This window comes from Kitasatospora sp. NPDC096204, from assembly GCF_044763205.1.
GTDB lineage: Bacteria > Actinomycetota > Actinomycetes > Streptomycetales > Streptomycetaceae > Kitasatospora.
Map to the genome: position 1 here is coordinate 234,927 of NZ_JBIWFT010000004.1, position 13,285 is coordinate 248,211.

Below are 13,285 nucleotides of genomic sequence, written 5' to 3' on the forward strand. Positions count from 1 at the left end.
CCGAACGGACTGCCGATGACCGACACCCAGGACCTGCCCGCGGACTGGTCCGCCACCAAACGATCCCTCCTCGCCCAGCGCCTGCGCGGAGCCGCCGCGGCGGCGCCGGTGCGGGTGGTCGAGCCCCGCCCGGAGGGCAGCGCGCCGCCCCTGTCCAGCGGACAGGAACGGCTCTGGTTCATGGACCAGTTCTCGCCCGGCGGGACGGCGTACACGCTCGCCCCGGCCCGCCGGCTGCGCGGGCCGCTGGACCGCCCGGCCCTGGACGCCGCCCTGACCGCCCTGGTGGCGCGGCACGAGGGCCTGCGGATGACCTTCCCGGTCACCGAGGACGGCCGGGCCGAGGTCCTGGTCGTCGAGCCGGGCCCCTTCGCCGCCGCCTACCTGGACGCCTCGGACGACCCCGACCCCGGGCGAAGAGCCGCCGACGAGATCGGTGCACTGGTCTCCAGACCCTTCGACCTCGCGGCCGGGCCGCTGCTGCGGGCCCTGCTGATCCGGCTCGCCGACGAGGACCACGTCCTCGCCCTGGTCATGCACCACATCGTCGGCGACGGCTGGTCCATCGACATCATCAACCGGGAACTGGACCTGCTCTACGCCCGGTACGCCCACCACGCCGAGAGCGAACTCCCGCCCGTCCCCGTGCAGTTCGGGGACTACGCGCGCTGGCAGCGCGACCGGCTGGACAGTGGCGCCCTGGCAGCCTCCCGCGACTACTGGCGCACCGAACTCGCCGACGTACCCGCCCTGGAACTGCCCGCCGACCGCCCCCGGCCCCCGCTGCTCACCTTCGACGGCGCGGCCGTGGAACTGCACTGGAGCCCGGAACTCGTCCGCGCCCTCGCCGAGTTCGCCCGCGCCCACGGGGCGTCCCCGTACATGGTGCTGATGGCCGGGCTCCAGGTGCTGCTCGGCCGGCACGCCGGCCGGCGGGACTTCGCGATCGGCTCGGCCGTGGCCGGCCGCCTCCACAGGGAACTGGAGGGGGTGGTCGGGGCCTTCGTCAACATGCTGCCGATCCGGGCCCGGCTGGAGGAGGGGCTCACCTTCGGACAGCTGGTCGGCCGGGTGCGGGAGACGACGCTCAACGCCTACACCCACCAGGAGGTGCCGTTCGAGCAGATGGTCGCGGACCTGGACATCGAGCGGGACGTCAGCCGCTCGGCGGTGTTCCAGACGACCTTCGCCTACCAGAACTACGGCGAGCGCGCGGCCTCCACCGCCCCCGGCACCCCGGCCGAGGGATTCGGGCACGCGGTCACCACGAGCCACTCCGACCTCGCGTTCTACCTGCGGGAGAAGAAGGACGGCGGGCTCTTCGGCCTGATCACCTACCGCACCGACCTCTTCGACGCCGACACCGTACGACGGCTCGTCGAGCGCTTCGAGGTCCTGATGACGGCGGCCACGGCCGACCCGGACCGTGTCGTCGTCGACCTGCCGCTGTCGCCCGAAGCCGAGCACCGCGACCTGGTCGAACGATGGGCCGCCGGACCGGCGCTCCCCGAGGGCGGACCGGCGACGCTGACCGCCCTGCTCGCGGAGGCCGCCCGGCAGGCCGGCGACCGCCCCGCGCTGGTCTTCGAGGACGCCACCGTCACCCACCGCGAACTCGACGCGCGGGCGGCCGCCCTGGCCCGGCGGCTGCGCGCCCTGGGCGTCGGCCGTGACGACCGGGTGGCGGTCTGCCTGGAGCAGTCCCCGGACCTTGCCGTGGCCCTGGTCGCCGTGCTGAAGGCCGGCGGCTGCTACCTGCCGCTGGACCCGGAGCAGCCGCCCGCGCGACTGTCCTACCTGGTGGCCGACGCGGACGTCCGCGTGCTGGTGACGGACTCGCACCTGCGGGACCGGATCCCCGGGTACGGGGGCGCCGAACTGCTGGTGGACCGCGTCGACCTCCCGGACGGAGCGACGGACGAAGCGACGGACGAAGCCCCGGACGAGGAGCCGCTCGCCGAGGCGTCCGGACCGGAGGACCTCGCCTACGTCATCTACACCTCCGGCTCCACCGGACAGCCCAAGGGCGTCGCGGTCCAGCACCGGGAGATCCTCAACTACCTGGCCGGCGTCCGGGAGAGGCTGCGGATCGAGCCCGGCGCCCGCTACGGACTGCTGCAGTCCCTGGCCTTCGACTTCAGCATCACCATGCTGTACCTGGCCCTCACCACCGGCGGCCGGGTGCACCTGCTGCCGCGCCGCATCTCCGGCGCCGAACTCGCCGGACACATCGAGGCCCACGCCCTCGACTACCTCAAGATGACGCCCTCCCACCTGGCCGCGCTCTGCGCCGACGCCCCGGTCGAGCGCCTGCTGCCGCGCCGGGCCCTGGTACTCGGCGGGGAGGCCTCGTCCTGGGCCTGGGCCGCCGACCTGGCCGCCCGGGGCGGTTGCGCCGTGTTCAACCACTACGGCCCGACCGAGGCGACGGTCGGCGTCACCGTGCACGAGGTCCTCCCGGGGGAGCACGGCCCGGGGAGCACCCCGATCGGCACCCCGCTCGCCGGCGCGCGCTGCTACGTCCTGGACGGGGCCCGCCGGCCGGTGCCGCCCGGCGTGACCGGAGAGCTGTACCTCGGCGGGCAGCGGCTGGCCCGCGGCTACCTGGGCCGCCCCGACCTCACGGCGGAACGCTTCGTCGAGGACCCGTTCACCGGCGGCCGGATGTACCGCACCGGCGACCTCGCCCGCCGGCGCCCGGACGGTGTGCTGGAGTACCTGGGCCGCGCCGACGACCAGATCAAGGTCCGCGGCTACCGGGTCGAGCCCGGCGAGATCGAGGCCGCGCTCACCGCGCTGCCCGGCGTCACCCAGGCCTTCGTGACCGTCCGGGGCGAGGGCATCCGACAGAACCTCGTCGCCTACCTGGAACGCGCCGGCGGCGCGACCGTCCCCGCCCCGGCCGACCTGCGGACGGCACTCGGCGAGGTCCTGCCGGACTACATGGTCCCCGCCCGCTTCGTCGTCCTGGACCGCCTGCCGCTGCTGCCCCACGGCAAGATCGACCGCAGGGCGCTGCCCGAACCCGAGGACACCGCCCCGGCCGCCGGACACGTCGAACCCGAGGGCGAGACCGAGACCCTGATCGCCGCGATCTGGGCCGAGGTGCTCGACCTCGCGAAGGTCGGCGCACTGGACGACTTCTTCGAGATCGGCGGGCACTCGCTGCTCGCCACCCAGGTCGTCGCCCGGCTGCGCCGAGCCTTCCCCGACCTGCCGACCCCGGTCGGCGTGATGGACCTCTTCCGCTTCCCGACCGTCCGGCAGCTCGCCGGGCTGGTCGCCGACCCGGGCGCCGACCGGGGGCCGCGGGGACTGCTGCACCGGCTCACCCCCGAACGCCGCCGCACCACCGCCAGCGTGGTCTGCGCACCCTACGGCGGCGGCAGCGCACTGATCTACAAGCCGCTCGCCGACGCCCTGCCCGAGGACTGGGCGCTGCACTCCATCGCCGTCCCCGGACACGAACTCGGCGAGGAACCGATGGACGTCGACGAGGTCGCCGACCGCTGCGCGCGCGAGATCCTCGACAACGTCGAGGGCCGGATCGTGCTGTACGGGCACTGCGGGGTCGGCGTGCGCCTCGCCGTCGAGATCGCCCGCCGGGTCGAGGCCGCCGGCCGGGAGATCGACGCCGTCCACCTCGGCGGCATCTTCCCCTTCGCCCGCCCCGGGGGGCGCGGCGCGGTGGTCGGGGAACGGTGGGCCCGGCTCCTCGACCGGATGCGCAGCGACCAGGACATGATCAACGGGCTGGCGGCCGCCGGGATGGACACCGACGACCTGGAGCCCGAACAGCTGCGGCTGATCGTCCGCAACCGCCGCACCGGCACCAAGGACGTCGAACGGTACTTCACCCGGATGTTCGGGACCGAGGGCGGACGGATCAAGGCGCCCGTGATCGCGGTCTGCGGCGACCGCGACCCGGCCACCGAGTTCTACCGGGAGCGCTTCCGCGAGTGGCACCGGATCGCCGACACCACCGCCGTGGTGGTCCTCGACGAGGCCGGCCACTTCTACCTCAAGTACCGGGCCGCCGAACTCGCCGCCATCGTCTGCGGCGTCCACCGGTCGATCGCCGAGGGGCGGGAGGACCGCCACCGCCGGACGGACGGCGCGACCTGGTGGCTGGCCGGGCTCTCCCGGGACGCCGAAGGGCCGGCGGCGGACGACGGACGGGCGCCCGTCCGCCCGACCATGCGCCGTTTCCTCACCGTCGCCTCCGGGCAGCAGGTGTCGATGATCGGATCGGCGCTCACCGAGTTCGCCCTCCCGGTCTGGATCTACCTGCGCACCGGCTCCCTGGCCCAGTTCGGGCTGCTCGCCGCCTGCGGCCTGGTGCCCGGCATCCTCGCCGCCCCGATCGCCGGCGCGATCGTCGACCGGGGGGACCGCCGCAGGACCATGCTCCTCGGCGACCTCGCCGCCGGCCTCACCCAGGCCGTCCTGCTCCTGCTGTACGCCACCGGCGCCCTGGCGGTCTGGCACGCCTACGCGCTCGTCGCCGTGCTGTCCGCCGCGCTCTCCTTCCAACGGCTCGCCTGGAACGCGGCCGTGCCCCAGCTCGTCCCCAAGCGCTACCTCGGCCGCGCCAACGGCGTGGTCCAGATGGCCTTCGGCCTCGCCCAGTTCCTCGTCCCGCTCTTCGCCGTGGGCCTGCTCGCCACGCTCGGGCTCGGCGGCATCCTCGCCCTCGACGTGGCCGGCTACGCCGTCGCCATCGCCGTCACCCTGGCCGTGCGGTTCCCGGACGTGCTGGGCGCCACCCGGCGGGAGAGCATCCCCACCGAGATCCGCGAAGGCTTCCGACGGACCCTCGGCAGCCGCCACTTCCGCGCGATGCTGCTGTACTTCGCCGTCCTGAACGTCTTCCTCTCCCCGCTGTTCCTGCTCATCACCCCGCTGGTGCTCTCCTTCGCCCCGCTCCCGGCGGCCGGCTGGGTGTCCACGGCGGCCGGCCTGGGCGCCGTGCTCGGCGGGATCACCCTGGTGGCCTGGGGCGGACCGCGCCGACGGAAGCTGCGCGGGGTGCTGCTCGCCACCCTCGCCGTCGCCGCGGCCTGCCTGGTCACCGGGCTGCGCCCGTCGATCTGGACCGTCGCCCTCGGCGCGTTCGGCATGACGTTCGCGCTCGCCCTGCTCAACGGCTCCTACGCGACCATCGTGCAGACCAAGGTGCCGCTGCGCTTCCACGGCCGGGTGATCGCGGTCAACACGATGGTCGCCTGGTCGACCCTGCCGGTCGGCTTCGCGGTGGTCGCCCCGTTCGGCCCCGGACTCCTCCAGCCGCTGATGGACCACGGCGGCGCCCTCGCCTCCACCGTCGGCCGGATCGTCGGCACCGGCGACGGCCGCGGCATCGGACTGCTCTACCTGCTGTTCGGCCTCGCCATGGCCGCCCTCGCGCTGGTCTGCCTGGCCGTCCCGGTGCTGCGCCACTTCGACCGGGACGTGCCCGACGCCGAGCCCGAGGACCTGGTCGGGCTGAAGGCCATCCAGGACCGGGCCGCCGCCGCGGCTGAACCCCTTCCCCCGTACCGCTCCGAGACCGAGGTGACCGTCCGGTGACCACCGCCACCCACCCCCTGACCGCCGAACAGCGCCGGCTCTGGTTCCTCCAGCAACTCCACCCGGACGACGCCGGTTTCAACATGTACCTCAACCGGCGCTGGACCGGGCCGATCGACCCGCGGGCCCTGCGCACCGCCCTCGCCCGGCTGACCGCCCGGCACGAGATCCTGCGCACCCGCTTCGTGGTCGACGGCCCCGAGGCGGCGGAGCCCGTCCAACTGGTCCAGCCCCCGGCCGAGATCGACCTGGTCACCCTCCGACTGCCCGAGGGCGCCACCGAGGCGGACTTCACCGACGCCTGCCGCCCGTACGTCAACGCGCCGTTCGACCTCGCCGCCGCGCCGCCCCTGCGCGCGACCCTGATCAGCGCGGGGGAGCGGGAACACGCGGTCAGCGTCGTCGTCCACCACATCGTCGCCGACGGCTGGTCCTTCCGCACGATGTGGCGCGAACTGCTGGCCCTCTACCGCGAGGCGATCGGCGAGGCGCCCGCCGACCTGCCGGAACTCCCGCTGCAGTACGGCGACTTCGCCCGCGCCGAACAGGCCAGGACCGGCGGGGAGGCGGGCGAGGAGGCGTTCCGCCACTGGGCCGAGCGGCTCGCCGGCACCGGCGCGCTGCGCCTGCCCCTCGACCGGCCGAGACCGTCGAACCCCACCAGGCCCGCCGGGTTCGTCACCGTCGACCTCGGCCCCGAGCTGACCACCGCCCTCGACCGGCTGGCCCGGCAGGAGCGGTGCACCCCGTTCATGGTGCTGCTCACCGGCTACCAGTGCGTGCTCGCGCGCTGGACCGGCAGCCGGGACTTCGTGGTCGGCACCCCGCTGGCGGGCCGCACCGAGAAGGCGCACGAGGCGCTGCTCGGCTACTTCAACCGCACCGCGGTGATCAGGTCGGACCTCACCGGCGACCCCTGCTTCCGCGACGTGCTGAAGCGGACCAGAGCCGCCGCGCTCGCCGCCCTCAGCCGCCCCGACGCCCCGGCCGAGCGGCTCGCCGCCCACCTGGGCCTGCCCGCGGACACCGGGGCCGGGCCGCTCTACCAGGCCGTCTTCGTCCACCAGAGCCAGAACGAGCTCGCGGACGGCTCCGGCGGGCCCGCGCTGCCCGCGGGCGTCCGCACGGCGAGCATGGACTCCGGCTTCGAGCAGGCCAAGACCGACCTGCTGCTCGACAGCTGGCGCACCGCCGACGGCGGCCTCACGCTCTCCTTCTGCTACGACCGCGAGCTCTTCGACCGGGAGACCGTCGAGGCGCTCGGCGGCCGCTGCCGCGAGCTGTACGCGCGGATCGTCGAGGATCCGGAACTCCCTCTGCACGGCGACTGGTTCGTCGGAGCGCAGGAGCGCGCGGCGCTGCTCGCGCTGGGCGCGGGGCCCGACGCTCCCGCCGGCGTGCGCACGGTGCTGGAGCGGTTCGCGGAGCAGGCCGCCGCGAGGCCGGACGCACCGGCGCTGGAGTGCGACGGCCGGACGCTGTCCTACGCCGAACTCGACCGGCGCTCCACCGAACTGGCGCGCCGGCTCGGCCCGGTGGCCGGCCGGGTGGTCGCGGTCTCGATGACGCCCTCCTTCGACCTGGTCGTCGCCCTGGCGGCGGTCTGGAAGGCCGGCGCCGCCTACCTCCCGCTCGATCCGGCCCACCCCGGGGACCGCCGGGCCCTGATGGTCCGCGAGGCCGACGCCGTCCTCACCCTCACCGACGCCTGCACCCCCACGGACCTGACGGGAGCGGCCGCCGCCGAGCCCGCCCCGGTGGACCCGGAGGGCTTGGCCTACGTCCTCTACACCTCCGGGTCCACCGGGACGCCGAAGGCCGTCGCGGTGGACCACGCGGCGGTGTCCGCCCGGGTCGACTGGATGGCGGGCCCGGACGGCTACGCGCTGGGCCCCGCCGACCGGATCGTCCAGTTCGCCTCCCTCGGCTTCGACACCCATGTGGAGGAGCTCTGGCCGGCGCTGGCGGCCGGGGCGTGCGTCGTACTGCTGCCCGGCGGCGGCCGGACCCTGCCCGACCTGCTGGACGGACCGGCCGGACGGGCCGTCACCGTGTTCGACCTGCCGACGGCCTACTGGGAGGAGCTCGTCGGCCTCGGCGACCGGACCCGCTGGCCGCAGGCGCTGCGCCTGGTGGTCATCGGCGGTTCCGAGGCCCGGGCCGACACCGTCGCCCGCTGGCGCCGACGGCACGGGGACGCCGTCCGGCTGGTCAACACCTACGGCCCCACCGAGGCCACCGTGATCGTCACCGCGGCCGAGCTGACGGCCGCGGACGCCGAGCGCCGGCCCTCGCTGGGCCGCCCGCTGCCCGGGGTGGGGCTCCACGTGCTGGACGAGCGCGGAGGGTTGCTGCCCCGGGGGGCCGAGGGCGAGCTGTACATCGGCGGCAGCGGCCTGGCCCGGGGCTACCTGGGCCGGCCCGACCTGACCGCGGCCGCCTTCGTACCCGACCCGTACCTTGGCGGCGTGATGTACCGCACCGGGGACCGGGCGCGGTGGCGGGCGGACGGCCGGTTGGAGTTCCTGGGGCGCGGCGACGCGCAGCTGAAGCTGCGCGGCTACCGGATCGAGCCCGCGGAGATCGAGTCGGCGCTGACGGCGCACCCGGCCGTGGCGCAGGCCGCCGTGCTGGTCCGCGACGGGCGGAGGCTGCTGGCGTACGCCGTCCCGTGCCCCGGCGCCGAGCCGGGACCGGCCGAGCTGCGCGAGCACCTCGCCCTGCGGCTGCCCGCCTACATGGTCCCGGACACCGTGCTCACCCTGGCCCGGCTGCCGCTGACCCCGAACGGCAAACCCGACCTCGCGGCCCTGCCCGACCCCGGGCCGGCCGCCCCGGAGGGCTACGTCGCGCCGCGCACCGACGCCGAGCAGCTGGTCACCGAGCTGTGGCAGGAGGTGCTCGGAGTGCCGCGGGTCGGGGTGTTCGACGACTTCCTGGCGCTGGGCGGGGACTCCCTGCTGGTCACCCGGGTCGCCGCGCGGATCCGGGCCGGCCTCGGTCTCGACATCCCCATCCGGGACGTGTTCGAGAGCAGCACGCCGGCCGCCCTGGCGGCGCGGATCGAGGCGCTGCTGATCGCCGAGATCGACGCGCTCACCGAGGAGGAGGCGGCCGGGCGCCTGACCGGCTGAGCGGTGGGGCCCGGCTCCGCGTGCTGCGGAGCCGGGCCCCGGCACACCCGCGTCAGATCCCGGCCGCCCCCGTCAGCGCGGCGGCGAGGTTCTCGGCCAGCGCCGTCACCGCCCCGGCCTCGAAGGCGTGCTCGTTGTAGCGCAGCCAGCACCGCAGCCCGCCGTCCGGCTGCTCGGTGACCGCGAGTTCGGGGACGTGCAGGTCGCCGCCGGGCAGCGGGTACGGCACGGTGGCGTTGCGCGGCAGTTCCCAGGCGGCGCAGGCCACCCCCGGCAGCTGGGCCGGCGCGCTCCAGCTCTCGTACCGCAGCCAGGCCGCGAACGGCGCCAGCGGGCTGAACTCCGCGAACGGGTACAGCTGGTGGTCGAGCGCGGTGGTGGCGGCGGACCGGACGCGGTCGAGCAGTTCGGCGAACCCGGGTGTGCCCGAGACGTCCACCCGTACCAGCAGCGACTGCACGAAGCAGCCGACCGCCCGCTCCGCCTCCGGCCGGGTCCGGCCGGGCACCGGCGTCATCAGGACGAGGTCGGGCTGTCCGCTGCGGGCCGCCAGCAGGCCGCTCCAGACCGCCGCCACCGCGAGGAAAGGGGTGGCCCCCAGGTCCGCCGCCCTGGCCCGCAGCGCGTCCGCCGTCTCCGGGGGCACCGTGAACGCGTGGGCGGCGCTCAGCACCACCTCGGTGTGGCGGCGCCCGGGGAAGGGGTCGATCGCCGCGGGTGCGTCCGCGAGCGCCGCCGCGAAGTGCGTCCGGGAAGCCGGCCAGTGGGCGTTCGACCACTCCACCAGTTCGCGGTACTCCGGGCCGGGCCGGGCGGCGGGCGCCCGGCGGCCGTGGCGCAGCGCCGAGTAGGACACGCCCAGGTCGCGCAGCAGCGGGCCCAGCGACCAGCCGTCGCTGACGAGGTGGTGGACCGCCAGCAGGACGACGTGGTCCTCCCGGCCCCGGCTCACCACGGCCAGCCTGGTCATCGGCCCCGAGGCGACGTCCGTCAACCGGTCGCGGACGGCGACCAGCCGCGCCGACACCTCGTCGTCGCTCGCGCCGGGGGCGTCCACCAGCACCACGTCCGCCCGCGGTTCGTCGTCCAGGACGGCCCGCAGCACCCCCGGTTCGGCCCCGGGCGCCGGGACGAACCTGGTCCGCAGCGCGGGGTGGCGGCGGATCGCCTCGTGCAGGGCGTCGGCCAGGACGTCCGTCCGCAGGGCCTCCGTCACCCGGAACATCACGGCCACCGAGCCGACGTTGCGGCCCGGGACCTCGGCCATCCAGCGCAGGAAGTTCTCCTGCTGGGAGGTGAGCGGCAGGTCGTGCGGCTGGGCGCGCAGCGAGCGCAGGAAGTCCGACTCCTCGGTGCCGGACTCCACCGCCGGCGGGGCCGGCGCGGCCTCGGCCCGCTCCAGCCAGGCCGCCTGGGCGCGCAGCGAGGGGCGTTCGAAGACGAGCGCGGTACGCGCCGTCACGCCGAACTCGGCGGAGATCGCGGCGGCCAGCTGGACCGCGCGGAAGGAGTCCCCGCCGAGGGCGAAGAACTCGTCCTCCACCGCGTGGACCGGCCGCCCCAGCACGGTCCGCCACAGGCCGGCCAGGGTCAGCTCCCGCTCCGTCTCCGGTGCCCGCCCGGCCGCCGGGGCGGCCTCCTGGAACGCGGTCCGCAGTCGGTGCTTGACCACCTTGCCGCTCGGGTTGCGCGGCAGGGAGTCCAGCACCAGGACGCGGACGGGCAGTTCGGGCCGGGTGAGGCGCTCGCTCAGGAAGAGCCGCAGGCCGTCGAGGTCGATTCCGCCCGGCAGCGGGACCACCGCGGCGACCGGCACCTGGCCCATCACCGGGTGCGGCAGGCCGAGCGCGGCCGCGTCGGCGACCTGGGGGTGCTCGTGCAGCACTGCCTCGATCCGCAGCGTCGAGACCTTCAGCGCACCGGACTTGACGATGTCGCTCTCCCGGTCGACGAGGTGGAGGAAGCCGTCCCGGTCCAGCCGGCCGAGGTCGCCCATCCGCACCCAGCCGTCGCGGAAGACGGTGTCCGAGTCCGCTCCGGCGTACCCGCGCGGCGGGCCGGGCTGGCGCAGCCAGATCTCGCCGGTCGCGCCGGGCGGCACCGGCTCGCCGGCCTCGTCCAGGATCCGCAGGTCGGCCGGGTCGGTGGGGCGGCCCAGCGAGCCCGGGCGGTCGGGGTCCACGACCGCGGCTATCTGGGCGGGGGAGGCCTCGGCCGAGGTGTAGGTGTTGACGACCGTCGCCTTCGGCAGGGCGGCGGACAGGCCGGCTGCGACGGCCGGCGGGAGGGCGGCGGCGGTGGAGCCGACCAGCAGCACGCTGCCGAGGTCCCGGCGGCCGGCGATCCCGGAGTTCAGCAGTTCCACCGCCGTGGACGGCACCAGGAAGACGGTGCCCGCCCCGAACTCCTCGACCACCCGCCCGAATTCCTCCGCGTCGAAGCGTGGCAGACAGATCGTCGTGGGCTGTGCGGTCAGCGCGTTCACCAGGACCGCCTGGGCCGCGTTGGTGCCGATCGGGAAGGCGTGCACGGCGTGCCGCGAGTGGGCGTACGGGCGGGGGCGGGGGTCGAGGAGCAGTCCTGCGGTCAGGCTCGCGTGGGCGGCCCGGACGCCCTTCGGGGTGCCGGTGGTGCCGGAGGTCCCGATGATCTGGGCGAGGTCCCCGGGGGCGGCCCGGTGCGGCGGTTCGGTCCCGTCCGGGGCGCCGCGCTCGAGGTGGTCGAGCGTGAGGGTGGGCAGCGCGGTGCGCGGGCCGCTCCCGGCGACCGCCCGGTGTGCCGCAGTGGCCTCGACGAGCCGCTCCACGTCGGCCGGGGCGAGGTCCTCGCGGACCACCAGCCCGGCCGCGCCCGCGTAGTGGGCGGCCAGGAACGCCACGGCGTACGCGTCCCACTCCCGGTTGGTGAACAGCAGCGCCACGGTGTCGCCCGGCCGCACGCCCTCCCGGGCCAGCCCGTGCGCGGCCCGCACCGCCCGCTCGCGCCACCGCCCGTAGGTGAGGCTGCCGCCGCCGGGCACGAGCAGGGCGGTGCGGTCGGGATGGAGCGCCGCCCGGTGGTCCAGGAGCGCGGGGAGCGTGAGCGGGACGGGGGCGGGCTGGGCGCTGATGACGACTCCCGGGAGGCTTTCGGAGCGCGGCGGAGCGGCGCCGGAGGAAGATCGGCCGCTGATTGGTCCAGACCGTAGCGGACCGGTGAAGGCGGGCGCCACATCCGTCCACGGATCGTCACAAGCCGTGCTGCACAGGCCCGGAGCGCCGTCCCCGCCTCGTCGGATGCCGGGGCCCGGTCGGACCGGGCCGACGCGCCGGGCGTCAGGGGAGCTCCGGCCAGCCCGCCGTCCGGCGCCCGCGCTCCTGCCACTGGCGGGCCCCCGGCCCGTCCGGGTCACGTCGGCGGCAGAACTCCTCCAGCCGGGCGCACTGGGCGAGCATGGCGGCCCGGCGCCGCGGCCAGGGCGGCGCCGGCTGCCCGTACGCGTCGAAGAGGTGGCGCAGGGCGCCCGCCTGGGCCGGGTGGTGCGCGCGGACGATCCACTCGCACCAGGCCAGGTCCTCCACCGGTTCGCCCGGGTGGGCGAACTCCCAGTCCAGCAGGCCGGTGACGGTGAAGTCGGCCGGGTCCAGCAGCAGGTTGTTGGGCCCGAAGTCCCCGTGCACCAGTACCGATCCCTCGGGCGCCGGACCCGCGCCGGCCACCCCGGGGTCGACGGACCGGAGCAGGCGCAGAACCCGCCCGCAGGCGGCCAGGACCTCCGGGCCGTGCCCGGCGTCCAGCAGTTCCTGCGCGGGCACCCCGGGCAGGTGGCCGAGTGTGACGGTGCCCGGCCCGGTGTCGAGCACCGGGGGGACCGGCAGCAGCCCGTGGAGCCGGGTCAGCAGCCGGTGCTCGCGCCGCTTGCGCTCCTCGGCGTCCGGCCCCACGTAGCGCTTCACGACGACCTTGCCGTCACCCGTGGTGTGGTTGGTGTAGCCGTGTGGAAGGGGCCGCAGGGCGGACGGGTCGTCGCTCACTCCCGCCACTCCTCGGCCAGCAGTCCGAGCACGACCTGGTCCACGAACTCCCCGTACGCCCAGGCGGCCTGGCGCAGCCGTCCCTCGATGGTGAAGCCGGCGCCGGTAGCGGCCCGGAGCATCGGGGTGTTGTCGGCCAGGGTCTCCAGTTGCAGGCGGCGCAGGCCGAGCACCGGGAAGGCGTAGTGGCAGAGCACCCGCAGGACGTCCGGTGCGAACCCGCGCCCCCGGTGGCCGGGCAGCAGGGCGAGGCCGACGTGGGCGCCGCGGTTGTGGGTGTCGATGCCCCAGAGCAGCGCCTCGCCGGCGAGTTCGCCGGTGGCCGTCTCGACCACGGAGAAGCAGGCGGCCTCGTCGGACGGCTCGGGGACCACGTACGGGGAGTGCGGCGAGCCGGGCGGGAGGGGCCGCCAGGGTCGGGAGTCGGCCCGCGCTCGGGTCGCCACGTCGTCGTACAACTCGGCCAGGAGCACCGGGAGGTCGGCGTCGTGGCGGGCCCGGAGGGTGATGTGAGTACCTTGTAACATGTCACATGTTTACCATTGGCGGTCGCGCCGCGGCCACCGGGTT

General features: G+C 75.5%; 5 protein-coding genes. 2 read left to right on the forward strand and 3 right to left on the reverse strand.

Annotated elements, in window-relative coordinates:
- The first annotated feature begins 15 nt into the window (after nucleotides 1-15).
- Together ACIQ87_RS06530 and ACIQ87_RS06535 are read left to right on the forward strand one after the other, a co-directional pair.
- Complete coding sequence (locus tag ACIQ87_RS06530) at nucleotides 16-5,568, forward strand: amino acid adenylation domain-containing protein (protein ID WP_402402469.1); 5,553 nt, start codon at nucleotides 16-18, stop codon at nucleotides 5,566-5,568.
- Nucleotides 5,565-8,702, forward strand: a complete 3,138-nt coding sequence (locus ACIQ87_RS06535; protein ID WP_402402472.1) for an amino acid adenylation domain-containing protein — start codon at nucleotides 5,565-5,567, stop codon at nucleotides 8,700-8,702. The genes ACIQ87_RS06530 and ACIQ87_RS06535 overlap by 4 nt, the downstream gene beginning before the upstream one ends.
- A gap of 52 nt (nucleotides 8,703-8,754) precedes the next feature.
- Here the strand turns inward: ACIQ87_RS06535 and ACIQ87_RS06540 are convergent, their stop codons facing one another.
- The 3 genes from ACIQ87_RS06540 to ACIQ87_RS06550 all read right to left on the reverse strand — a co-directional run bounded on the left by ACIQ87_RS06540 (nucleotide 8,755) and on the right by ACIQ87_RS06550 (nucleotide 13,242).
- Nucleotides 8,755-11,874, reverse strand: a complete 3,120-nt coding sequence (locus tag ACIQ87_RS06540) for an AMP-binding protein (protein WP_402402740.1) — start codon at nucleotides 11,872-11,874, stop codon at nucleotides 8,755-8,757.
- Nucleotides 11,875-12,016: 142 nt separating this feature from the next.
- Nucleotides 12,017-12,715 (reverse strand): phosphotransferase family protein, encoded by a 699-nt coding sequence (locus ACIQ87_RS06545; RefSeq protein WP_402402475.1) that lies wholly within the window; start codon nucleotides 12,713-12,715, stop codon nucleotides 12,017-12,019.
- Nucleotides 12,712-13,242, reverse strand: coding sequence for a GNAT family N-acetyltransferase (locus ACIQ87_RS06550; RefSeq protein ID WP_402402477.1), 531 nt, complete (start codon nucleotides 13,240-13,242; stop codon nucleotides 12,712-12,714). The genes ACIQ87_RS06545 and ACIQ87_RS06550 overlap by 4 nt, the downstream gene beginning before the upstream one ends.
- Between the last annotated feature and the right edge of the window lie 43 nt (nucleotides 13,243-13,285).